This is a genomic window from Pontibacterium sp. (genome assembly GCF_964228735.1).
Lineage (GTDB): Bacteria > Pseudomonadota > Gammaproteobacteria > Pseudomonadales > Balneatricaceae > Pontibacterium.
In genome coordinates this window covers 40,412-62,379 of the sequence record NZ_CAXRBQ010000138.1, presented here as the reverse complement: position 1 = coordinate 62,379, position 21,968 = coordinate 40,412, and the positions used below count along the sequence as shown (strand labels likewise).

The 21,968-nt window shown below is 55.0% G+C and carries 21 protein-coding genes and 1 pseudogene; 12 read left to right on the top strand and 10 right to left on the bottom strand.

Going from position 1 to position 21,968, the window contains the following annotated elements; genetic code table 11:
• From ACEQ15_RS15695 to ACEQ15_RS15685, 3 genes are all read right to left on the bottom strand, one after another.
• Window positions 1–294, bottom strand: a 294-nt coding sequence (locus ACEQ15_RS15695; RefSeq protein WP_370280181.1) for a TSUP family transporter, incomplete at its 3' end; no start/stop codon positions are given.
• 84 nt (window positions 295–378) lie between these two features.
• Window positions 379–1,119, bottom strand: coding sequence for a sporulation protein (locus ACEQ15_RS15690; RefSeq protein WP_370280180.1), 741 nt, complete (start codon window positions 1,117–1,119; stop codon window positions 379–381).
• 32 nt (window positions 1,120–1,151) lie between these two features.
• Window positions 1,152–1,697 carry a TIGR00730 family Rossman fold protein gene (locus tag ACEQ15_RS15685; RefSeq protein WP_370280179.1) on the bottom strand — a complete coding sequence of 182 codons (546 nt, stop codon included), beginning with the start codon at window positions 1,695–1,697 and terminating at the stop codon, window positions 1,152–1,154.
• A gap of 164 nt (window positions 1,698–1,861) precedes the next feature.
• Here ACEQ15_RS15685 and ACEQ15_RS15680 point away from each other — a divergent pair, with 164 nt between their 5' ends.
• Window positions 1,862–2,113 carry a hypothetical protein gene (locus ACEQ15_RS15680; RefSeq protein ID WP_370280178.1) on the top strand — a complete coding sequence of 84 codons (252 nt, stop codon included), beginning with the start codon at window positions 1,862–1,864 and terminating at the stop codon, window positions 2,111–2,113.
• 10 nt (window positions 2,114–2,123) lie between these two features.
• On the opposite strand, the gene ACEQ15_RS15675 is transcribed toward ACEQ15_RS15680, so the two are convergent.
• Together ACEQ15_RS15675 and ACEQ15_RS15670 are read right to left on the bottom strand one after the other, a co-directional pair.
• Complete coding sequence (locus ACEQ15_RS15675) at window positions 2,124–2,615, bottom strand: ComF family protein (protein ID WP_370280182.1); 492 nt, start codon at window positions 2,613–2,615, stop codon at window positions 2,124–2,126.
• 36 nt (window positions 2,616–2,651) lie between these two features.
• Window positions 2,652–2,819: pseudogene (locus tag ACEQ15_RS15670) on the bottom strand (double zinc ribbon domain-containing protein); the annotation flags it as partial.
• Window positions 2,820–2,919: 100 nt separating this feature from the next.
• Here ACEQ15_RS15670 and bioB point away from each other — a divergent pair.
• The 7 genes from bioB (at window position 2,920) to ACEQ15_RS15635 (ending at window position 8,633) form a co-directional block, all read left to right on the top strand.
• The gene (gene bioB, locus ACEQ15_RS15665) at window positions 2,920–3,963 is read left to right on the top strand and encodes a biotin synthase BioB (RefSeq protein WP_370280177.1); all 1,044 of its coding nucleotides are present in this window, start codon (window positions 2,920–2,922) and stop codon (window positions 3,961–3,963) included.
• 68 nt (window positions 3,964–4,031) lie between these two features.
• A complete protein-coding gene (gene bioF / locus ACEQ15_RS15660; protein WP_370280176.1) occupies window positions 4,032–5,189 on the top strand; it encodes an 8-amino-7-oxononanoate synthase in 1,158 nt (385 codons plus the stop codon).
• Entirely contained in the window at window positions 5,186–5,956 is a 771-nt protein-coding gene (gene bioH, locus ACEQ15_RS15655) for a pimeloyl-ACP methyl ester esterase BioH (protein ID WP_370280175.1), read from the top strand. Before bioF ends, bioH begins: the two co-directional genes overlap by 4 nt.
• Window positions 5,953–6,750 carry a malonyl-ACP O-methyltransferase BioC gene (gene bioC / locus ACEQ15_RS15650; protein ID WP_370280174.1) on the top strand — a complete coding sequence of 266 codons (798 nt, stop codon included), beginning with the start codon at window positions 5,953–5,955 and terminating at the stop codon, window positions 6,748–6,750. The genes bioH and bioC overlap by 4 nt, the downstream gene beginning before the upstream one ends.
• A gap of 45 nt (window positions 6,751–6,795) precedes the next feature.
• Window positions 6,796–7,485 (top strand): dethiobiotin synthase, encoded by a 690-nt coding sequence (gene bioD, locus ACEQ15_RS15645; RefSeq protein ID WP_370280173.1) that lies wholly within the window; start codon window positions 6,796–6,798, stop codon window positions 7,483–7,485.
• A gap of 129 nt (window positions 7,486–7,614) precedes the next feature.
• Window positions 7,615–7,863 (top strand): hypothetical protein, encoded by a 249-nt coding sequence (locus tag ACEQ15_RS15640; protein ID WP_370280172.1) that lies wholly within the window; start codon window positions 7,615–7,617, stop codon window positions 7,861–7,863.
• Between the two features lie 8 nt (window positions 7,864–7,871).
• Window positions 7,872–8,633: a putative metalloprotease CJM1_0395 family protein gene (locus ACEQ15_RS15635; RefSeq protein ID WP_370280171.1), complete on the top strand. Its 762-nt coding sequence runs from the start codon at window positions 7,872–7,874 to the stop codon at window positions 8,631–8,633.
• 144 nt (window positions 8,634–8,777) lie between these two features.
• Here ACEQ15_RS15635 and ACEQ15_RS15630 read toward each other — a convergent pair whose 3' ends face one another.
• From ACEQ15_RS15630 to xseA, 4 genes are all read right to left on the bottom strand, one after another.
• The gene (locus ACEQ15_RS15630; protein ID WP_370280170.1) at window positions 8,778–9,548 is read right to left on the bottom strand and encodes an alpha/beta fold hydrolase; all 771 of its coding nucleotides are present in this window, start codon (window positions 9,546–9,548) and stop codon (window positions 8,778–8,780) included.
• A 71-nt stretch (window positions 9,549–9,619) separates the two neighbouring features.
• Window positions 9,620–10,246, bottom strand: coding sequence for an FKBP-type peptidyl-prolyl cis-trans isomerase (locus ACEQ15_RS15625; protein WP_370280169.1), 627 nt, complete (start codon window positions 10,244–10,246; stop codon window positions 9,620–9,622).
• Window positions 10,247–10,289: 43 nt separating this feature from the next.
• A complete protein-coding gene (locus tag ACEQ15_RS15620) occupies window positions 10,290–11,132 on the bottom strand; it encodes a peptidoglycan DD-metalloendopeptidase family protein (protein WP_370280168.1) in 843 nt (280 codons plus the stop codon).
• Complete coding sequence (xseA, locus tag ACEQ15_RS15615) at window positions 11,132–12,484, bottom strand: exodeoxyribonuclease VII large subunit (RefSeq protein ID WP_370280167.1); 1,353 nt, start codon at window positions 12,482–12,484, stop codon at window positions 11,132–11,134. Before xseA ends, ACEQ15_RS15620 begins: the two co-directional genes overlap by 1 nt.
• Before the next feature lie 200 nt (window positions 12,485–12,684).
• Between xseA and guaB the strand changes: the two genes are divergently transcribed.
• The 3 genes from guaB (at window position 12,685) to tadA (ending at window position 16,430) form a co-directional block, all read left to right on the top strand.
• Window positions 12,685–14,154: an IMP dehydrogenase gene (guaB, locus tag ACEQ15_RS15610; protein ID WP_370280166.1), complete on the top strand. Its 1,470-nt coding sequence runs from the start codon at window positions 12,685–12,687 to the stop codon at window positions 14,152–14,154.
• 80 nt (window positions 14,155–14,234) lie between these two features.
• A complete protein-coding gene (guaA, locus tag ACEQ15_RS15605; RefSeq protein WP_370280165.1) occupies window positions 14,235–15,815 on the top strand; it encodes a glutamine-hydrolyzing GMP synthase in 1,581 nt (526 codons plus the stop codon).
• Window positions 15,816–15,902: 87 nt separating this feature from the next.
• Complete coding sequence (gene tadA, locus ACEQ15_RS15600) at window positions 15,903–16,430, top strand: tRNA adenosine(34) deaminase TadA (RefSeq protein WP_370280164.1); 528 nt, start codon at window positions 15,903–15,905, stop codon at window positions 16,428–16,430.
• Window positions 16,431–16,435: 5 nt separating this feature from the next.
• Here tadA and mltF read toward each other — a convergent pair whose 3' ends face one another.
• Complete coding sequence (gene mltF, locus ACEQ15_RS15595; RefSeq protein ID WP_370280163.1) at window positions 16,436–17,899, bottom strand: membrane-bound lytic murein transglycosylase MltF; 1,464 nt, start codon at window positions 17,897–17,899, stop codon at window positions 16,436–16,438.
• A 108-nt stretch (window positions 17,900–18,007) separates the two neighbouring features.
• Between mltF and purL the strand changes: the two genes are divergently transcribed.
• Window positions 18,008–21,910 carry a phosphoribosylformylglycinamidine synthase gene (purL, locus tag ACEQ15_RS15590; protein ID WP_370280162.1) on the top strand — a complete coding sequence of 1,301 codons (3,903 nt, stop codon included), beginning with the start codon at window positions 18,008–18,010 and terminating at the stop codon, window positions 21,908–21,910.
• The last annotated feature ends 58 nt before the right edge of the window (window positions 21,911–21,968 follow it).

Genomic DNA, 21,968 nt, shown 5'->3' with positions numbered 1-21,968 from the left:
TGCTTCGTTCAGGTAGTGGAAGCTGAAGGTGCCCAACAGACTGCCCAGCAGGGCTGCCGGTAGCAGAATCGACAGGTGGCTCCAGTCGGCAAACTGGCGAAAACGGATCACACCAAAGATATCCATCAAGCAGAGGATGGGTAGCATGATAGCGGCAGCCTGGACCGGAGAGATCACAAAGGACATCATCGGCACGGCCAGCAAGCCCAGACCGCCGCCAAAACCACCCTTGGAAATGCCGGTAATCAACACGGCGGGGATGGCAAACAGGTAAAACAGTGGGATATCGATCACGGAGTGAAACGTCCTTGGTGATAAAAACTCCGATCTTTATAGATCGGAGTTTTGTTTAGTGCATCTTAGAGGTGTTGGCGGGTCTTACAGTACCTGGCGCAGCTGGGCTTCGAGCGCGGAAGGGTTCAGGTCACTGTGCTCCAAAGTAAACGACATGAAACCGTCACCACGGAAGGCACGATCCAGTTCCAGCAAAACGTGGGTGCGATCGGCTTCCGGTACGAAGGATACCTCAATCTCTTTGGTGCCGAAGAAACCGCCGTTTTCAGGGCGGAACTCCAGTTCCTGGTACGCACCGCTGGTGGAGCTAAAGCCGTCGCCACGCAAATAACCTTTTTCCACATCGGCGCTGTGCAGGTAGTAACCGCAGTTTTCCAATGCACCAACAAATGTGCGCATCGCGTCGGTAGGTACGATATTCAGCGCGTCTTTATCGGAGGCATCCAAAGCCAGATCAATCTCCAAGCCGGTCGCGATCCAAACGTGGCAGCGGTTATCGTGGCAGTTTATTGCTGTGATCGGGGTTTCATGGTGCAGCACGCCTTCAAACGGTACGGAGAGGGTCTGGCCTGGCGTTAAGCTGACGCTGTCTTTGATCTGCCACTTCTGTAGCTTAACGTTTTCGGTATGTTCGCCGTCGTCGGTTTCCACTTCGGTGTGGGTGACCAGGGCCAGCTCAATGCCGGAGATATCTTGCTCCACATCGCCTGCGGTGATCTCGATGGAGGCGCGGAATGGCTGGCCCGGCATCAGCGTGTCGGTTTCCAGAATGGTGTCTACTTTTGCTGCGCCAATCCCTACGCTGGCCAATAACTTCTTAAACATCAGGTCATCCCTCTGTTACATTGTGTGTGAATTCAAATATCTTGTGTAGCCGGCTTGAGTGCGCTGCGGTCCCGCCACTTGTCGGCGGGGGGCTGGTAGCTGCGAAACGCCTGCAGGATCTCGTCCGGGCTATTCCCCACAACCAACATGCGTGTGTACTCTTCGCGGATAAACTGCTGTGACTGGGCGTGATGGATAAACTCGATCAGCTTGTTGTAGAAGCCATCGACGTTATACAGGGCGCAGGGTTTGTGGTGCAGTCCTAATTGCGCCCAGCACCACACCTCGAACAGCTCCTCCATGGTGCCGCAACCGCCGGGTAGGGCGATAAAGCCGTCGGCGAGTTCGGCCATCATGGCCTTGCGTTCATGCATGTCCTGCACAGGAATCAGTTCGCTAAGATCTTTGTGGGCCAGCTCTTTCTCGGTTAGTAAGCTAGGCATCACACCAATAACTTTACCGCCCGCAGCCAGTGCGCCGTCCGCGACTGCGCCCATAAGGCCAACGGTGGCCCCACCGTAGATCAGTTCAACATCGTTTTCGGCCAGGGATTGCCCCAGCTCGTAGGCGGTTTGCATATACACAGAACCATCAGGGCCGGGAGAAGACCCGCAATAAACAGCGACTTTCATAGCTCTCGCTTCGCAGACAGTTGGACTGCACTCATAGTATCGGCTTCCGTACAAGGACACCATGTTAGACTACGGAACACATCCTTTAACTTTTGTGCACTGTTCATTTCATGGCTAAACCCAATCCCAAGGGGCCGGTGAAAACCGTTGATATCTTCTGCGCCCGCTGTAAAACCAAGCTGTACCGCTACCGCAAAGGTGGCAAGGGGGCACTGGTAAAGTGTTTTAAGGAGCGTATCAGTGAAGATTTCACGAAGACTCCCTGTACCTGTCCGGGCTGTGAGCAGGTCTTTGCCCGCGAAACCCTGATCCGTGGTACGCCCGCCTACAAGATGATCGGTGGCAAGGTAGTGATGAAGTGATGCATGTAGTTCAACGATCTTCCGCGGTACGCACCAGCACCCACACATCTATCATCTGAGTCGGTGACTGCCGTAACACCTTGCAGATCTCAGTGACGGTGGTGCCCGTGGTCATCACGTCATCGATCAATGCTACATGCTGCGCCTCAAACGGTTTGCAGCTGAAGGCGCCGCGCAGATTCTTCTGTCGTTCGTTGCGATGCAGCGCCATCTGTTGCGCCGTTGCTTGATTCTTAATGAGCAGGTCACTGCGTACCGGGATATCGAGCAACGTCCCCAGTAATCTAGCCATAATTTCCGCCTGATTGTAGCCACGCTCTCGCAGGCGTTTTTTGTGCATTGGTACGGGGATCAGCAGATCCGGTTTGCGCTCAGGCTTTATATAGCGCAGATGACGCGCCATCAGCTCGGCTAAGGCTGCCATATACACCGGTTTGTCGTGGTACTTGATCTGCGCAATCAGCTCGTTGATGGGAAACAGATAGTCAAACAGGGCGTGCACCTGTCCGAACGGTACCCGTGTTTTGCTGCATTGGGGGCAAAGATGGTTGTGTGTCTGGGGGAGGGCACAGCGTGGACAACAGGTGTCGATCCAGGGCAGATCGCGCTGGCAATTGGGGCAGATGCCGCGCGGGTGTTTAGTGCGGGATTTGCATAAAATGCATTGGCTAAAAAATAACCAGCAGTTCTCTTGTGGTGTTCGCATTGGTTGACAGTTCCTTCTGTCCCTATATCATTGGTCCAATGTGAGCGCGTGGCCCTCTTTGGCCCGCTTATCAAAGGATTTTCCAGGGGAAAGAAACACGATGCAAGAGAAAACCGCTATCCGTCACGACTGGACTGAAGCAGAGGTACGCGCTCTTTTTGAGCTGCCGTTTAACGATCTGATGTTCCAGGCGCAGACTGTGCATCGCCAGTACTTCAATCCGAATGAAGTGCAGGTAAGTACCCTGCTGTCGATTAAAACCGGCGCATGCCCGGAAGATTGCAAATACTGTCCACAGAGCGCCCACTACAGCACCGGCCTTGAAAAAGAGCGTCTACTGGAAGTGGAACGTGTGGTTGAGAAAGCCAAGCAGGCAAAAGCCTCCGGTTCTTCCCGTTTCTGCATGGGCGCGGCGTGGAAGCACCCGCACGAACGTGACATGCCTTACGTGTTGGACATGGTGCGTCAGGTTAAAGAGCTGGGTCTGGAAACCTGCATGACCCTGGGTATGCTGGATCAGGACAAAGCGGACCGCCTGGCGGACGCGGGCCTGGACTACTACAACCACAACCTGGATACGTCGCCTGAGTACTACGACAAGATCATCACCACCCGTACCTACCAGGATCGTCTGGATACTCTGCAGCACGTACGCGATTCCGGTATGAAAATCTGCTCCGGTGGCATCCTGGGTATGGGTGAAACCGCAACCGACCGTATTGGTCTGCTGCGCCAGCTGGCAAACATGCCGGTACAACCGGAAAGTGTACCAATCAACATGCTGGTTAAAGTAGAAGGCACGCCGCTGGAGAATGCGGAAGATCTGGATAACCTGGATTTCCTGCGCAGCATTGCTGTGGCACGTATCATGATGCCAGCGTCCCACGTGCGTCTGTCCGCGGGTCGAGAGTCCATGAGTGATGAGATGCAGGCGATGGCGTTTATGGCCGGTGCCAACTCCATCTTCTATGGCGAGTGTCTGCTGACCACGCCGAACCCGGAAACTCACCGTGACCTGAAACTGTTCAAACGTCTGGGCATCAAGCCGGAGCAGCGTATCTCCGAAAACGACGAAACCCAGGAGCAGGCGATCATGAGCGACCTGCAAAAACAGGCCGACAGCCAGCACTTCTACGAAGCCTGATCGAGTTTTTTTCCGCAGGTCCTATTCCCCTGGGGCCTGCGGCCTTCCTTTATTGATCGGATCTGTCTATGTCATTTGATCAGTTACGGGATGAACTGACCGCCCGTAAAGACCAGTCTCTCTATCGCCAGCGCCGTATGCTGGAGAGCCCACAAGCACCGGAAGTGCAGGTGGACGGCCAAAACTACCTGGCATTCTGCTCCAACGATTACCTTGGCCTGGCCAATCACCCTGACGTCATCAAGGCGTTAAAAGAAGGCGCCGACCGGTACGGAGTTGGTGGTGGAGCGTCCCATCTGGTGAACGGCCACAGTCAGGCCCACCATGAACTGGAAGAGGCGCTGGCCGAGTTTACCGGTCGCCCGCGTGCGTTGCTGTTTTCCACCGGTTACATGGCAAATCTGGGTGCGGTCAACGCCCTGCTGGATAAACGCGATGCTGTGTTTGAAGATCGTATCAACCATGCCTCCCTTTTGGATGCGGGTCTCCTGAGTGGTGCCCGTTTTCAGCGCTACCTGCATAACGATGCCCAGAGTCTGGAACAGAAACTGACCCGTAGCGAAGCCCGCCGTAAGTTGGTGGTCACCGACGGTGTCTTCAGCATGGACGGCGACATTGCCGAGCTGCCTGAAATCTGCCAGACCGCGAAACAGCACGATGCCTGGGTGATGGTAGATGATGCCCACGGTTTTGGCTGTGTAGGTAAAGGCGGTCGTGGTTGTGTCGAACACTTTGGTCTGGGACAGGACGATGTTCAGGTCTTGGTAGGTACTTTGGGTAAAGCCTTTGGTACTTCAGGTGCGTTTGTCGCCGGTAGCGAAGAGTTGATTGAGACCCTGGTGCAGCATGCACGCACCTATATTTACACTACCAGTATGCCGCCTGCGGTGGCGATGGCGACTCTGACCAGTCTGAAGATCCTGCGCGATGAAGAGTGGCGCCGGGAGAAACTGGCAGCGCTGATCAAACAGTTCCGCGACGGCTGCGAGCAACTCGGATTGGAGTTGATGGATTCTCCGACGCCGATCCAGCCGATCATGGTGGGTGATTCCGCCGAAGCGATGCGCATGAGCGCGGCGATCGAAGCGGAAGGGATCTTTATCGGTGCGATCCGTCCGCCGACTGTGCCGCAGGGCAGTGCCCGCTTGCGTGTCACCTTCAGCGCCAGTCACACCGAAGCACAGGTGACTCGTTTGTTGGATGTTTTGGAGAAGGTTAGTCGATGATTCAGTTGTACACCGAACAGCGTGGTAATCCTGACAAGCCAAGACTGGTTATGCTGCATGGTTGGGGTATGAACTCCTCTATCTGGCAGAGGGTTTTGCCCGCGTTGGAAGACCATTTCAGCATCACGCTGATTGACCTGCCTGGGCTGGGGCAATCGCCGGCACTGGATAACCTAACCTTCGACGCTGCGGTCGATGCACTATTGGCTGTAGCTCCTGAGCAAGCCCACTGGCTGGGGTGGTCTCTGGGTGGTCAACTGGCTGTGGCTGCCGCGGCGAAAGCGCCTGAGCGTGTAAGTGCGTTGGTGATGGTTGCGTCTAACCCATGCTTCGTTGCCCGTGATGACTGGGCCAGCGCAATGGATACCGAAACCTACCAGGGCTTCAAAAGTGCCCTGGCAGACAATCCAGCCAAAACACTGACCCGTTTCATCATGCTGCAAACCCAAGGTGCGGAAGCGGGGCGCGAAACCCTCAAGCTGCTGAAGCAATTGGTGAAAGAGGATCAGCCATCCGCACTGGCGCCTGCACTGACCCTGTTGGAAACCGACGTCCGTAATGCTTTGGCTGAGCTGAGCATGCCTGTGTTGCTGCAGTTTGGTGAAAATGATCTGTTGGTGCCGGCGAGTGCCGCTGAAGGCTGTGCAGCACTGAATCCTGTTGCGAAGACCGCAGTGTACGGAGGTGCGGGGCATCTGCCCTTTATCTCTCATGCCGAGAGTTGGTGTGACGAGGTAATTGCTTTCCTGTCCGAGGCCCGTGCATGAGCCCGGCGTCCTTCGATAAAAAGCGGGTGGCCGACTCCTTCAGTCGTGCTGCGTGTTCCTACGATTCCGTGGCAGAGTTGCAGCGCGGTGTAGGGCATGAGCTGCTTAAAAGACTACCGGACACCAAGCCGCCGGTGGTGATGGATCTGGGCAGTGGTACCGGGTATTTCACGCCGCTGATCAAACAGCGTTATCCACAGGCGTTTATTGTCAGCCTGGACCTGGCGGAAGGGATGCTCAACTACGCCCGTGAAAAGCGCCCATTGGACGACACTGCGTGGTTGTGCGGTGATGCGGAAGCCCTGCCGCTGGCGGATAGCAGTGTTGATCTGATTTTTACCAGCCTGGCGATCCAATGGTGCGAGCACACCGACAATCTGTTTGCCGAGATTGCGAGGGTACTGAAACCCGGTGGTCAGTTTGTGTTTAGTACACTGGGGCCGGATACCCTGCATGAGCTGCGTACAGCCTGGGCACAGGTGGATGACCAGGTGCATGTGAATCGGTTTATCGATTGGTCTGATCTGCGGCACGATATGCCGGAAATTCTGCATGTGGATTCATTGGAAACCGAGTACCGGGTGTGCCGTTACGCACGTTTACGGGATCTGACCAATGAGCTCAAAGGGATAGGTGCCCACAATATGAATGCGGGCCAGCCGTCCGGTCTGACCGGGCGTGCGCGGATCAAGGCGTTCAGTGAAGCTTACGAAGCACAGCGCCATGCTGAAGGCTATCTGCCGGCAACCTATCACGTATATTACGGCGTCCTCACCAAGCGTCAGACCAACTAGTATTAACAGGCCTTGGGCCAACCTATCTATATAGTGACGAATAAGATGGCAAAGCGTAGTTTCTTTATCACCGGAACTGATACCGATGCGGGTAAAACCATTGTAACGGCCGGATTGCTGGCTGCCGCGAACAAGGCGGGTAAACGCACGATTGGCCTGAAGCCGGTATCGGCGGGTTGTGAAAAGACCGACGACGGCCTGCGTAACTCCGATGCGGTTATTTTGCAGAATACCGCCAGCGTAAAGTTGAGCTACGAGCAGGTGAACCCAATCGCCTTTGAATCACCGATCGCACCGCATATCGCTGCGATGAACGAAGGACGGGTGCTCTCTGGTGAGCGTATTGCGGCTTTTTGTCGTGGCGCCATGATGCAGCCTGCAGACTTCGTGTTGGTGGAAGGTGCAGGTGGCTGGCGAGTGCCGCTGAGCTACCGTGAAACCATGGCGCAGATTCCTAAGTCGCTGCAGGTGCCGGTGATTATGGTGGTTGGCATGAAACTCGGGTGTATCAACCACGCACTGCTGACGGCAGAAAGCATTGCCCGAGACGGTGTACCGTTGGCCGGCTGGATCGCCAACAAAGTTGATCCTGCTATGGATAGTTACGACGAAAATCGCGATACCATTGCCAATATGCTGCGCGCGCCGCTGCTGGCTGAGATTCCTCACCTTGAAGATCCGACACCGGACAACATCGCCGAGTATATTGATATCGATCGATTGTTGGCTGGCTAAATCGTGACCAAACGCCAAAACTGATCTAAACTGTCTTGCTGGAAGTAGTATTTGTTGTAGCGCCTATGTGTCGTTGGAGATTCAAGACGCTGCAGCTGATGATCAAATGGAAGGTAAGGGGGTGGTCCTATGAACGTCACCAACGCATTACAATCCGGCGTAATCGGGCAGAACAGAACCCTGGATAATGTCGCTAAAGCATCCGGGGACCTGCATGGCAGCGGTAAACCAGACCATGCTGAAGAAGCGACAGGTCGTGAACCTGCCAGTGTCAGTGCTGTAAAAGGCACTACTGTGCAGGAAACTGAAGCCGCCACCACCAAAGTGGTTACAGCCGCGTCTGAAACTGTAGGCGGAAATATCAACATTCACGTCTGATACTCGCTATGGAACTGAACGCCGCCAGCGCACTTTCTCCACCGCTATTATCATCACCCACGGTTCGTCCAGCGGGTGAGACTCCTGTGCAGCCTGAAAGCACTCAGGCTGTCACCACCTCTGCAGATCTTGAGCATTCTGCTAAGCCTGTTGAAAAAGTAGAGAGTGGATCGGGCAGTTCTGCCTCCACTGCGGCTTCCGAAGAGAAAAAATCGAACTCCGCTGGTAGCTCCGAGCTGACCGAACAGGAGTTGCAGGTTGTTGAGGAGCTGGAAGCGCGTGACAGGGAGGTGCGCCAGCACGAACAGGCCCATGCCAATGTGGGGGGGCAGTACACCGGTGCGCCTGAATTGGAGTACACCCGTGGTCCTGACGGACGGATGTATGCAACCAGCGGTGAGGTCAGCGTCGATACGTCGGCAATCCCCAACGATCCAGAGGCTACCATCGAGAAGATGCGTACCGTCATAGCAGCGGCATTAGCCCCGGCAGAGCCGTCCAGTCAGGATCGCCAGGTGGCAGCAAAAGCGCAGGCGCTGATGGCCGAAGCCTTGGCCGAGTTGGCGACTCAGGATGGAAGCGGTGAAGGTGATGAAGCGGGTGAAACCGGTGGTCCTGAAGCGGCATCTGAACCGGGAATGACACCTGAAAGCGCATCGGCGCAAGATGGTGGTGAAGAGTCTGAAAGCTCCGCCTCCAGTGGCGGGTTTGAAAACCAGCCAGAGACGGAACAGGGTGGGGTGAAAACCCTGGATGAAAACCCTGGATGAAAACCGTCTGGAAATGGAACGTCGCCTGGTGGAAACTGGCGTGTTTACCAAAGTCTTCCCTGAAGGCAGTATTATTGAGCAGCAGGTCTGAGCATTTCGCTCCTTTTCCTAACCTGCTGCTAATTTGCTTAAGAACTTGCTAAATCAATCCAGTAAGAATCCCAGCACAATTTTACCAAAGATCGATGGCTTCTCTGCGTGTGGCCAGTGACCAGCGCCCTGCATCAGTTTGTAGCTTGTGTTAGGGAACAGGGTCAGTACCTGATCGCGGTGCTCGGGTAGCAGGTAGTGGGAGTTTTCGCCCTTAATAAACAGGGTAGTACCCTGAAACGGTGTACCGGATGGCGCCGCACCAATGTGGACGTATTCGTCACGCAGCACATCCAGGTTCATGCGCCAGCGGAACTGTTTGTTCTCATCGCGATAGAGGTTTTTCAGTAAGAAGGCGCGTACGCCCAGCTCATCCACATGGGCTGCTAATTGCTTGTCGGCATCACCGCGGGATTTCAGCTGATCCAGCTGCACTGCGTACAAGCCCGTAAATACATCGTCATGGTGCGGTTTGTATTCCACCGGGGCAATATCAACCACAATCAGTTTGCGAAGCCGCTCGGGGTGATTCAGTGCCAGCTGCATGGCGGCTTTGCCCCCCATGGAGTGGCCCAGGATATTTGCACTCTCCAGACCCAGATCATCCATCAGTTCGACAATATCTGCGGCCATCGCCGGATAATCCATCACCGAATCGTGATCGGAACGGCCGTGGTTGCGCATATCCACAGCGATCACCTGAAAGTGCTCGGCCAACGCTTTGATCTGGGTACCCCAGTTTTCGTAGGTACCAAACAGACCGTGCATGATGATCAGTGGTTCGCCTTCACCATAAACCTGATGGAAGAGTTTCACGGATTGCATCTCCGGGTTGTGGATAACGTGGGGGAGCTGAACCAGCCGGTACGAGTGACCGGCTGGACAGGCAGGGCTGCTTACAGGATTTCCAGCAGCTCTACATCAAATACCAGTGCGGAGTATGGAGGGATACCGCCTGGGGAGCCCTGAGCACCGTATGCCAGGTTGTAAGGGATGTACAGGCGCCACTTAGCACCTTTGGTCATCAGCTGCAGTGCTTCGGTCCAACCAGCGATTACGCCGCCAACAGGGAACTCAGCAGGCTGGCCGCGATCGTAGGAGCTGTCGAATACTTTGCCGTCGATGAACGTGCCGTGGTAGTGAGTACGTACTTTGGAGCTGGCTGATGGTTTTTCACCGTTCTCTTCACCTGCTTCAACGATTTCGTACTGAAGACCGGATTCCAGAGTAACAACACCTTCGCGTTTTGCGTTATCAGCCAGGAACTCTTCGCCTGCTTTAACGAACTCTTCGGCCTGTTTCTTCTGCGCTTCCTGGATACGCTCGTTGATTACGTTGAACGCGTCCTGAATTTCGTTAACTTCGATAGCCAGTGCTTCGCCGTTAAAGGAGTCGCGGATGCCTGCTGCCAGCGCGTCCAGGTCAACGCCTTCAAAGCTGTTTGCAGCCAGCTGATCGCCCATCTGACGACCGATGCCGTAGCTCGCTTTCTGTTCGATGGTTTCCAGTTTCAGTTCGGACATGTGTCTTTCCAAAGATAGAGTGGGGGGCGGGTTGCCCACCAAATTAGTTGTCGAGGAATAATATTGGGTCGACCCGCACATTATTCAAGCTTACGCTCCAATGCAGGTGGGGACCGGTTACACGGCCGGTTTTGCCGATGGCCCCCAGCTGGTCGCCGGTTCGCAGTTTATCCCCCGGTTTTACGTCGATACGGCTCATATGGCAGTACATGGTTGTCAGGCCCTGGCCGTGGTCCATGATTACGGTTTTGCCGTTAAAGAAGTAGTCCCCCACAGTGAGCACAGTACCGGCTGCCGGTGCGATGATTGGTGCGCCCACTGGTGCGGCGATGTCCAGGCCGCTGTGTGGGTTGCGTGGCTGCTTGTTATAGAAACGCTTCAGACCAAACGGACTGCTGAACGGGCCTTTGGCGGGCAGCTCAAATTTCACCGGAGGCTGTTCGATCGATTCCCAGTGCTTGAAGGCGGCCACCATCTCCGCTTTCTCGCGACGCCAGCGCTTCACCTGTTCCGGATCCGGGTTAACGTGCTTCTTGTTTTTGATGGTCAGGTACTGGGCTTTGTACTCTTTGCTCTCGATGGTGAACGGATACTTTTCACCACCGGCAGAGATCACCAGTTTCTGGTCTGATTTGGCTTTCAGCGGGATGCCCACAACGGCAAGCCAGCGAGTCTGGTTTTCGAATGCCGTGCCTTGTGCGCTGACAACCATCACGCGGTTACCGCGGAAATCGGCCTGCGGGGCTTTTGATGAGGTCAAGCCTGGAAGCGGTACAACCGCGATGCCACCCGGTACGCGGGATTCTTTCGGCAGGTCAGCCGCTTGCAGCAGTGTGCTTACAATCAGTAAAGCCGCTGGGGCGAGCAGTGAAGTGAGCAAACGCATTAACAATTCTCCGTGATTATCTGGTCAACGGTACACTGCAGTCGTCCTTTCTGCAGGCGTGTCTGAATCTGGTCGCCCACCTGTACCTGCTGGCTGTCCTGCAGCACTTTGCCGTTTTCGTCCTGGACGATGGCATAACCTCGATCCAGAGTGGCGAGTGGGCTTACCGCATGGAGACGCCCGGCCTGGGCTTTTAGTTCCATTCGGGCCTGAGTCAGCCGTGCCTGAAGCAGTTGCTGTAGCTGGTGCTGATATTGGACCACCTGCTGGCGATAGCGGTTGATCTGCTGACTCGGTTGCTGGTTTTGCAGGCGCTGCTGTAACTGCTGCAAGCGGCTTTGACGGTCGCTGAGTTTATGTCGCATTGCCCGCTGCATGCGTTGTTCCAAGTCATCCAGACGTTGAGCCTGCTGGCGTAGCTGGTCACCGGGATGGCGCAGACGGGCGCGCAGTGCCATTAGCCGTTCCCGACGGAAATAGAGCTGGCGCTTGAGTTGCGACGCCAGGCGTTGTTTCGCCTGGTTCAGGCGTAGCTGCAATGTGTGCTGGTCGGGGCTCACCATCTCGGCCGCCGCCGATGGGGTCGGTGCGCGCACATCGGCGATAAAGTCGGTTATGACCACATCTACTTCGTGACCAACGGCGCTGATCACCGGGATTTGGCTGTTGAATACTGCGCGGGCAATACGTTCTTCGTTGAAAGCCCACAGATCTTCCAGTGAGCCGCCACCACGGCCTACGATCAATACGTCGCAGATGTTGTGGCGGTTAGCCAGTTCAATCGCGCGTTCAATCTGTACGATTGCTTCCTCGCCCTGTACCGCTGTGGGATAAAGCGTAACCGGCAAGCCGGGGAAGCGGCGCTTCAGCACCGTCAGGATATCGTGGATGGCTGCCCCGGTTGGGGAGGTGATAATCCCAATGTGCGCCGGGTGGCTCGGCAGTGGTTTCTTATGCTGGCTGTCGAACAGGCCTTCCCGATGCAGCCGGGCTTTTAGTTCTTCGTAGGCTTGTTGCAGACGACCGGAACCACTTTCCTCCATGTAATCGCAGATCAGCTGAAAGTCGCCACGGCCTTCGTACAGGCTGACCTTGGCTCGGACGAGCACGCGGTCGCCGTTTTTCGGCTGGTATTTCAGGAACTGGCTGCGATTGCGGAACATGGCGCAGCGCACCTGAGCCTTGTCGTCTTTCAGGGTGAAATACCAGTGGCCGGAGCTGGGACGGACAAAGTTGGAGAGCTCGCCCTCAACGCTGATCATCAGGAAGGAGCGTTCCAGCAACGAACGGGCCTGCTTGTTCAGTTCAGAAACTGAAATGGCGCGGGTGGTGTTGGGATTATCGTTATACATGGCGCCCATCTTAAACCAACTTTGGTGCCGCTACAGCGCCTGTGATCTTCTTTCAATCGTTATATTGCTGTCATCGAATAAGGGCAGCATTAGGTAAATGAATTTATCGTTGCGGAATGGTCAGGATTGATTGAGCAAAAAGTCTAATGGCTGTATAATTCCGCTCTTAATTTTTTCAACGAAATACAGGTTGGCTGCGAATGTTGCGAATCGCTGAAGACGCACTTACTTTTGACGATGTGTTGCTGGTCCCAGGCTACTCCGAAGTACTGCCTAAGGACGTTTCCCTGAAAACCCGTCTGACCAAGGGTATCGAACTGAACATCCCTCTGGTGTCTGCGGCGATGGATACTGTAACTGAATCTCGTCTGGCGATTGCAATGGCTCAGGAGGGTGGTATCGGTATCATCCATAAGAACCTGACCATTGAACAACAGGCAGAAGAAGTTCGCCGCGTTAAGAAATATGAAGCAGGTGTTGTAAACGACCCTGTTACCTGTACTTCCGACATGACTGTGGGCGAGCTGCAAAAGCTGGCTGACCAGATGGGCTTCTCCGGCTTCCCGGTTGTGGATAACGGTGAGCTGGTTGGTATCGTAACTAGCCGTGATATGCGCTTCGAAAACCACCTGGATGCGTCTGTTGCATCCATCATGACGCCAAAAGATCGTCTGGTGACCGTTGAAGAAGGCGTGGACAAAGACAAAGTTCGTAACCTGCTGCGTAAACACCGCATCGAGAAGATTCTGGTTGTTGACGAAGAAGGTGGCCTGCACGGCATGATGACCGTAAAGGACATGAACAAAGCAAAAGCTTACCCAAGTGCAGCAAAAGATAGTCAGGGTCGCCTGATCGTGGGTGCTGCAGTGGGTACTGGCCCAGAAACCCCAGATCGTGTAGCTGCACTGGTAGCTGCGGGTGTTGACGTAATCATCGTTGATACCGCGCACGGCCACTCCAAGGGTGTTATCGATCGTGTAGCTTGGGTTAAGGAAAACTTCCCACAGGTACAGGTCATCGGCGGTAACATCGCAACGGCTGAAGCGGCGATTGCGCTGGCAGAAGTAGGCGCAGACGGTGTGAAAGTGGGCATTGGCCCAGGTTCCATCTGTACTACCCGTATCGTTGCCGGTGTTGGTGTACCACAGATCAGTGCTGTAGCGAACGTTGCGACTGCGATGGAAAAATACGGTGTACCGGTTGTGGCGGATGGTGGTATCCGTTTCTCCGGTGACCTGTCCAAAGCGATCGTAGCAGGTGCATCCGCAGTAATGGTTGGTTCCATGCTGGCGGGTACCGACGAAGCGCCGGGTGAAGTTGAACTGTTCCAGGGGCGTGCCTTTAAGTCATACCGTGGTATGGGTTCTCTGGGCGCGATGGGTCAGACGTCTGGCTCTTCCGACCGTTACTTCCAGGACGCGAAAGCTGGCGTGGAAAAACTGGTACCGGAAGGCATCGAAGGCCGTGTACCGTGTAAAGGTCCGATGGCCGGTGTTGTTCACCAGCTGATGGGTGGTGTGCGCGCGTCGATGGGTTATACCGGCAGCGCAGATATCACTACCATGCGTACTGTGCCGCAGTTCGTACGCATCACCAACGCGGGTATGGCTGAGAGCCACGTTCACGACGTGAGCATCACCAAAGAAGCGCCTAACTATCGCGTCGGTTAATAATTTATCCATTATGATCAATGGGGTGGTGTAAAGCCGCCCCATTTTCGTTTTTAGATACTCCACTGGAGTGACAGTAGATGACACAAGATATTCATGCTCAACGCATTCTGATTCTGGATTTTGGTTCCCAGTACACTCAGCTGATTGCGCGCCGTGTACGTGAGATTGGTGTTTATTGTGAGATTTACGCCTGGGACCTGGATGAACAGGACATTCGTGATTTTAATCCGAAAGGTATTATCCTGGCGGGTGGCCCTGAGTCTGTAACAGAGGGTGAGTCACCTCGCGCTCCTGAGGTGGTATTTGAGCTGGGTGTTCCGGTACTGGGTATCTGCTACGGCATGCAGACCATGGCGGCGCAGATGGGCGGTAAAGTAGAGTCTTCCGACAAGCGTGAGTTTGGTTACGCGCAGGTGCGTCTGGGTGACAGCCCTAGCCGTCTGCTGGAAGGTATTGAAGATCATCTGGCGAACAACGGCTCCCTTCTGTTGGACGTGTGGATGAGCCATGGTGACAAGGTCACCGAGCTGCCGGAAGGTTTCGGTATTATCGCGTCTACTGACTCTGCACCGATTGCGGCGATGTGCCACCCGGAGAAAAACTTCTACGGCGTACAGTTCCACCCGGAAGTAACCCACACCAAGCAGGGTGGTCGTATTCTGGAGCGTTTTGTTCTGGAGATCTGTGGTACTGAAGCGCTGTGGAATCCGGCAAATATTATTGCTGACCAGATCGAAAAGGTTCGCGAGCAGGTTGGTAACCAAAAAGTGCTGCTGGGTCTGTCCGGCGGTGTGGATTCCTCCGTTGTAGCGGCGCTGCTGCACAAGGCGATCGGCGATCAGCTGACCTGTGTATTTGTAGACAACGGCCTGCTGCGTAAGAACGAAGGTGACCAGGTGATGGACATGTTCGCGAAGAACATGGGTGTTCGTGTGATCCGTGCCGACTCTGAAGATCTGTTCCTGGGTCGCCTGGGTGGTGAAAACGATCCTGAGAAGAAACGTAAGATCATCGGTAACACCTTCATCGAAGTGTTTGATGACGAAGCGGCTAAGCTGAAAGACGTTAACTTCCTGGCGCAGGGTACTATCTACCCGGATGTGATTGAGTCTGCCGCGGCTAAGACCGGTAAGGCACACGTGATCAAGTCTCACCACAACGTAGGTGGTCTGCCGGAAGATATGAAGATGGAGCTGGTGGAACCACTGCGCGAACTCTTCAAAGACGAAGTGCGTAAGATCGGTCTGGAACTGGGTCTGCCGTACGACATGGTTTACCGTCACCCATTCCCGGGTCCGGGTCTGGGCGTACGTATCCTGGGTGAAGTGAAGAAAGAGTACGCGGATATCCTGCGTGAAGCGGATGCGATCTTCATCGAAGAGCTGCACAACGCTGACTGGTACCACAAGACCAGCCAGGCGTTTGCCGTATTCCTGCCGGTTAAGTCTGTAGGTGTTGTGGGCGACGGTCGCCGTTACGAGTACGTAATTGCACTGCGTGCTGTAGAAACTATCGACTTTATGACCGCGCGTTGGGCGCACCTGCCATACGAGCTCCTGGAAACTGTATCCAGCCGCATCATCAATGAGATTCCACACGTATCCCGTGTGACTTACGATGTGAGCTCTAAGCCGCCTGCAACCATCGAGTGGGAATAATTCCGAGCGATTCTTTGGCATAATAAAAAGCCCGCGTACTCGCGGGCTTTTTTCTGCCTGTTGATAAGTAACTGATCCACTACGCGTATGACCGATACAGACCTGACTGCCCAAGATGAACACTGGATGCAAACCGCATTGACGCTGGCCGAGCGTGCCGCTGAGGTGGGTGAGGTGCCCGTGGGGGCCGTCGTCGTGTTGGATGGTGAAGTGATCGGTGAAGGCTGGAATCATCCGATCAGTGGTCACGATCCAACCGCCCATGCGGAGATTATGGCGCTTAGGGCGGCGGCGCAGAAAGTGGAGAACTACCGCTTGGTGGATGCTGATCTCTACGTAACTATCGAGCCCTGCACCATGTGCGCAGGTGCAATCGTCCATGCCCGCATTCGACGCGTAATCTACGGTGCGACCGAACCAAAATCCGGTGCAGTGTGCAGTAACGGACAGGTATTTGAACAGCCCTGGATGAATCACCGTGTGGAATCGCACGGTGGTGTGCTGGCGGAGCGCTGCAGCGAACGTATCAGCCTGTTTTTTCAGCAGCGCCGAGCTGAGAAAAAAGCAGCGAAGCAGGCGGCACGGGAAAATGCGGCGAAAAATACTCCCTCTTAAGTGCCTCAGAGTGTGAGTGGGGCTTCCTTAAGTGAGCTGGCGCTCTGGCTGCTGTCTGGCAGAGAGTCTTGCTTGCTCGCCTCGCGCATCTGGCGCAGCTGGAACTCCCAGCGAATCAGATCCAGATAACGCTGGATATTCTTCACATAGATCACCGGCTCATAACCGCGTGCGTATCCCCGTTTAACGGTCTTGTAGTAACGCGGTTTGGTGAGCAGGGGCAGGAATTCACGTACATCTTTCCATTTATCCGGGTTCTTGCCCGCACGTTGGGTCAGAATGCGGGCGTCTTCCAGATGGCCGTAACCCACGTTGTAACTGGCCAAGCCAAACCAGATACGATCCTCTCCCTGGATGCGCTCCGGAATCTTCGCGATGACCTTCTTTAAATAGCGTGCCCCGCCGCGGATACTTTGTTCCGCGTCGGTTCTGTTCTTAATGCCCATCTCTTTGGCAGTCGCCCGGGTCAGCATCATGATGCCGCGCACGCCGGTGGGAGAAACTGCTTTGCGGTTCCAGTGGGACTCCTGATAAGCGATCGCCGCCAACAGTTGCCAGTTGATACCGGTTTCGGCTTCGGCATCATGGAAGTAGGCTTCCAGCTTCGGGAAGCGGCTTTCCATCTGGTTGCGGAAGGTGATGGTGTCAAAGAAGTTGAGGCGGTTCTCGCGCTGAAAGTATTTGATCTTCAGTTGCTTGATCAGTGCCTGGGTGCTCTCTTTGGCAAAGAAACGCTCCAGCGCCAACTTCAGTGAGTTATCCGGATGCGGGGAGTACATCCAGGCCAGCGGCTGAGGTTCGTTCAGCAGCATGCTTTTGTTGACGCCTGGAAAGTAGGAGCTGTGGGAGTTGTAGGTAACCTCGTCCATCACGGTAAAGTCCACTTTGCGCTCGTGGACCTGTTCCAGCAGGTCGATGGCGGGTTCGTCACTCTCCTGCCAGGTGAGCTCCGGGTTATCGGCCTTTAGCTTCTTCAGGACTTCTATATGGCTGCTGTTGGCAGGTACGACGATGGTTCGGCCGAATACTGATTCCAGTTTTTTGGGGGCCGGATTGCCTTGCTTGATGCGGTAGATCAGGGCCGAACTGGTGTGTAGGTAGGGCGGAGAAAATGCAAAGTTCTCCTGACGTTGTGGTGTGATGGTCAGGTTAGCGGCCGCAATATCAGCGTCGCGGTTTTTGATCAGGGTGAACAGGTCGCTAAAGCTGGGGGCTACGGTGACTTCTAACTTTACTCCGATGTGTTCAGCAAAGGCTTTAGCCAGCTCGTATTCGAAACCTGCCGGTTCGCCTTTCTCCAGAAAATAGGTGCTGGGCGTATTGCGGGTTACCAGCTTCAGGCTGCCGGACTCACGGATCGCCTGCAGCTCAGTTTTGCTGTTATAGCTGAGGATCGCCGGGATAATCAGCAGGATCAGAATCCCGATCAGATCGATGACATCCTTCTTGCGTTTAAAGTCAAACAACATAAGCGCGCTATTTCTGGTATCCGTAGGGGTCTTTCGGGTAAAATTACCGCCTAATTTTCTCCTGTAACCACGGCTTGCCCGGCAACCTTCAAGAGGCTTGTAAAAAACATGCTAGCATTGCGTGGAGCACCTGCTCTTTCTGCTTTCCGTCACGAAAAGCTGCTGTCTGCTCTCCAGTCCAAAGTTCCTGCTGTTACAGCACTGTACAGCGAGTTCATGCACTTTGCGGATCTGGAGCAGGACCTATCAGCAGACGAACAACAGGTATTGGACCGCATCCTGCGCTACGGACCAAAAGCTGACGTTGAAGAACCTGCCGGCCAGCTATTCCTGGTTGTTCCCCGCCCGGGCACTATCTCTCCTTGGTCTTCCAAGGCAACTGACATCGCCCACAACTGTGGTCTGAGCAGCGTTAAGCGTCTCGAGCGTGGTGTGGCGTACTATATTCAGGCATCCGGCGATCTGGATCAAGCCGCACAGGACGCAATTGTGGCTGAGCTGTATGACCGTATGGTTGAAGCTGTGTTGCCAAGCATCGATGCAGCAGCTGCTCTGTTTGTGGAAGAATCTCCGGCACCACTGACCACTGTGGATATTCTGGGTGGTGGCCGTGCGGCACTGGAAACAGCAAATACTGAGCTGGGTCTGGCGTTGGCAGAAGATGAGATCGATTACCTGGTAACCAGCTTTACCGAGCTGGGCCGCAACCCAACTGACGTTGAATTGATGATGTTTGCGCAGGCTAACTCCGAGCACTGCCGCCACAAGATCTTCAACGCGTCTTGGGATATTGATGGGGAAGCACAGGAGAAGTCCCTGTTCGGTATGATCAAGAACACTAACGAGCTGGGCGGTGACAACGTGCTGTCCGCGTACAAGGACAACGCATCCGTAATCGTGGGTGCAAAAGCGGGTCGCTTCTTCCCGAATCCAGAAACCAAGCAGTACGGTTACAACGAAGAAGATATCCACATCCTGATGAAGGTGGAAACCCACAACCACCCAACGGCGATTGCACCGCACTCCGGTGCAGCAACCGGTTCCGGTGGTGAGATCCGTGATGAAGGCGCGACCGGTAAAGGTTCCAAGCCAAAAGCGGGTCTGACCGGTTTCACCGTATCCGACCTGAACATCCCCGGCTTTGAGCAGCCATGGGAATCCAAGTACGGCAAACCAGACCGTATTGTTAGCGCACTGGACATCATGATCGAAGGTCCGATTGGTGGCGCTGCATTTAACAACGAGTTTGGTCGTCCGGCGCTGACCGGTTACTTCCGTACCTTCGAGCAGAAGGTGAACGGTGCGGCCGGTGAAGAAATGCGTGGTTACCACAAGCCGATCATGATTGCTGGTGGTCTGGGTAATATCCGTGGCGAGCACGTCGAAAAAGGTGATATTCCGGTTGGTGCGAAGCTGATCTGTTTGGGTGGTCCTGCGATGCAGATCGGCCTGGGTGGTGGTGCTGCGTCCTCCATGTCCTCCGGTACCTCATCTGCAGACCTGGACTTTGCATCTGTACAGCGTGACAACCCGGAACTGGAACGCCGCTGTCAGGAAGTGATCGACCAGTGCTGGCAGCAGGGTGACGAGAACCCAATCGCCTTTATCCACGACGTGGGTGCGGGTGGTCTGTCCAACGCATTCCCAGAGCTGGTAAAAGATGGCAACCGTGGCGGTAACTTTGAGCTGCGTAACGTCAACAATGATGAGCCGGGCATGTCCCCGCTGGCGATCTGGTGTAACGAAGCGCAGGAGCGTTACGTTCTGGCGGTTGAGCCAAAAGATCTGGCGCGCTTCGAAGCGATCTGTGCCCGCGAGCGTTGCCCGTATGCGATTGTTGGTGAAGCAACCGAAGAACACCACCTGACTCTGGGTGACACTCACTTTGAGAACAAGCCGGTTGACCTGCCGATGAGTGTACTGTTCGGCAAGCCACCGAAGATGCACCGCTCCGTAGAACGTAAGAGCTACGAAGTACCAGCATTTGACGCTTCTGCTATCGATCTGAAAGACGCGGCAGAGCGTGTGATGAAGCTGCCGGCAGTGGCATCCAAGTCCTTCCTGATCACCATCGGCGACCGTTCCATTACTGGTACCGTTGCCCGTGACCAGATGGTGGGTCCTTGGCAGGTGCCTGTAGCGAACTGCGCGGTAACGACCTCTTCTTACGACACCTACGCTGGTGAAGCGATGGCGATGGGTGAGCGTACCCCGCTGGCATTGGTTGATTCCCCAGCGTCCGGTCGTATGGCGATCGGTGAAACCATCACCAACCTGGCATCTGCACCGATTAAGCAGATCAACGACATCAAGCTGTCTGCGAACTGGATGTGTGCAGCGGGTCACCCGGGTGAAGACGAAAAACTGTACGACACCGTGAAAGCGGTGGGAATGGAGCTATGCCCACAGCTGGGTATCACCATCCCGGTAGGTAAGGACTCCATGTCCATGCGTACCGTGTGGGACGACAGCGGTGAAGACAAGTCCGTAACAGCGCCGATGTCTCTGATCATCTCCGGTTTCGCACCGGTGACCGATGCACGTAAAACACTGACGCCGCAGTTGCGTACCGACCAGGGTGAAACCGACCTGATCCTGCTGGATTTGGGGAACGGTCAGAACCGTCTGGGTCTGTCAGCACTGGCTCAGGTATTTAACGAAGTGGGTCAGGATGTACCGGATGTGGATAACCCTGAACAGTTGGCAGCATTCTTCGCGGCGGTTCAGGAGCTGAATGCACAGGATCTGCTGCTGGCCTACCACGACCGTGCCGACGGTGGCCTGTTCACGACTGTGGCTGAGATGGCTTTTGCCGGTCGCACCGGTGTGGATCTGAATCTGGATATGCTGGCTGCTGACAGCAGTGAATTTGCAGCAGCGCTGTACGCTGAAGAGTTGGGTGCAGTGGTTCAGGTGAAACGAGAAAACACCGAACAGGTCCTGACTGAACTGAATGCTGCGGGTCTGGGCGAGATCGCGAAAGTGATCGGTTCCCCGAATGAAGATGACCAGATCTGTGTTCATTTCGACGATGAAGAGATCTACGCAGAGAGCCGTGTACAGCTGCAGCGTTGGTGGGCGGAAACCTCTTACCGGATCCAGGCGATGCGTGATAACTCCGATTGCGCGAAGCAGGAGTTTGATGCACTGCTGGACGCAGAAAACCCAGGTCTGCATGCAGAGCTGAGCTATGACATCAATGAAGATGTGGCTGCGCCGTTTATCCAGACCGGCAACCGTCCGAAGATGGCAATCGTGCGAGAGCAGGGTGTTAACGGCCAGATCGAGATGGCAGCGGCATTTGATCGCGCCGGTTTCGATGCGGTTGACGTACATATGAGCGACATCCTGGAAGGTCGTCGCGAGCTGGACGAATTCAAAGGTCTGGTGGCCTGTGGTGGTTTCTCCTACGGTGACGTACTGGGTGCGGGTGAAGGCTGGGCGAAGTCCATCCTGTTCAACAGCCGCGCACGTGACCAGTTCCAGTCTTTCTTCAACCGTGAAGACACCTTCGCACTGGGTATCTGTAACGGCTGTCAGATGTTGTCTAACCTGCACGAGCTGATCCCGGGTACCGACCTGTGGCCGCACTTCGTACGCAACCAGTCCGAGCAGTTTGAAGCACGTGTAGCGATGGTTGAAGTACAAGAGAGCAACTCGATTTTCCTGCAGGGTATGCAGGGCTCCCGTATGCCGATTGCCGTAGCACACGGTGAAGGTCGTGCGGAGTTCAAAGATGAAGCACATCTGGCAGGTCTGCAGGGTAGCGGTGCAGTTGCACTTCGCTATGTGGATAACTACGGCAAGGTAACTACAACTTACCCAGCGAACCCGAACGGTTCTCCAGAGGGTATCAGCGGTGTGACCTCTGCGGATGGTCGTGTGACCATCATGATGCCGCACCCTGAGCGTGTCTTCCGTGCCCTGCAGAACTCCTGGGCGCCTGATGCGTGGGATGAGGACGGTGCGTGGATGCGCATGTTCCGTAACGCACGCGTTTGGGTTGGCTAATTGAGCCGATCTTAAGCACTAAAAAAGGCGACCTTCGGGTCGCCTTTTTTGTGGGCGA

Coding starts and splice junctions, on each gene's coding strand:
- ACEQ15_RS15620 (WP_370280168.1), bottom strand. CDS start 11,132: ATGCGTTTGCTCACTTCACTGCTCGCCCCAGCGGCTTTACTGATTGTA.
- ACEQ15_RS15680 (WP_370280178.1), top strand. CDS start 1,862: ATGGCTAAACCCAATCCCAAGGGGCCGGTGAAAACCGTTGATATCTTC.
- purL (WP_370280162.1), top strand. CDS start 18,008: ATGCTAGCATTGCGTGGAGCACCTGCTCTTTCTGCTTTCCGTCACGAA.
- ACEQ15_RS15625 (WP_370280169.1), bottom strand. CDS start 10,246: ATGTCCGAACTGAAACTGGAAACCATCGAACAGAAAGCGAGCTACGGC.
- guaB (WP_370280166.1), top strand. CDS start 12,685: ATGTTGCGAATCGCTGAAGACGCACTTACTTTTGACGATGTGTTGCTG.
- ACEQ15_RS15685 (WP_370280179.1), bottom strand. CDS start 1,697: ATGCAAACCGCCTACGAGCTGGGGCAATCCCTGGCCGAAAACGATGTT.
- bioB (WP_370280177.1), top strand. CDS start 2,920: ATGCAAGAGAAAACCGCTATCCGTCACGACTGGACTGAAGCAGAGGTA.
- guaA (WP_370280165.1), top strand. CDS start 14,235: ATGACACAAGATATTCATGCTCAACGCATTCTGATTCTGGATTTTGGT.
- ACEQ15_RS15640 (WP_370280172.1), top strand. CDS start 7,615: ATGAACGTCACCAACGCATTACAATCCGGCGTAATCGGGCAGAACAGA.
- ACEQ15_RS15630 (WP_370280170.1), bottom strand. CDS start 9,548: ATGCAATCCGTGAAACTCTTCCATCAGGTTTATGGTGAAGGCGAACCA.
- ACEQ15_RS15690 (WP_370280180.1), bottom strand. CDS start 1,119: ATGTTTAAGAAGTTATTGGCCAGCGTAGGGATTGGCGCAGCAAAAGTA.
- bioD (WP_370280173.1), top strand. CDS start 6,796: ATGGCAAAGCGTAGTTTCTTTATCACCGGAACTGATACCGATGCGGGT.
- bioC (WP_370280174.1), top strand. CDS start 5,953: ATGAGCCCGGCGTCCTTCGATAAAAAGCGGGTGGCCGACTCCTTCAGT.
- ACEQ15_RS15635 (WP_370280171.1), top strand. CDS start 7,872: ATGGAACTGAACGCCGCCAGCGCACTTTCTCCACCGCTATTATCATCA.
- xseA (WP_370280167.1), bottom strand. CDS start 12,484: ATGTATAACGATAATCCCAACACCACCCGCGCCATTTCAGTTTCTGAA.
- mltF (WP_370280163.1), bottom strand. CDS start 17,899: ATGTTGTTTGACTTTAAACGCAAGAAGGATGTCATCGATCTGATCGGG.
- bioH (WP_370280175.1), top strand. CDS start 5,186: ATGATTCAGTTGTACACCGAACAGCGTGGTAATCCTGACAAGCCAAGA.
- bioF (WP_370280176.1), top strand. CDS start 4,032: ATGTCATTTGATCAGTTACGGGATGAACTGACCGCCCGTAAAGACCAG.
- tadA (WP_370280164.1), top strand. CDS start 15,903: ATGACCGATACAGACCTGACTGCCCAAGATGAACACTGGATGCAAACC.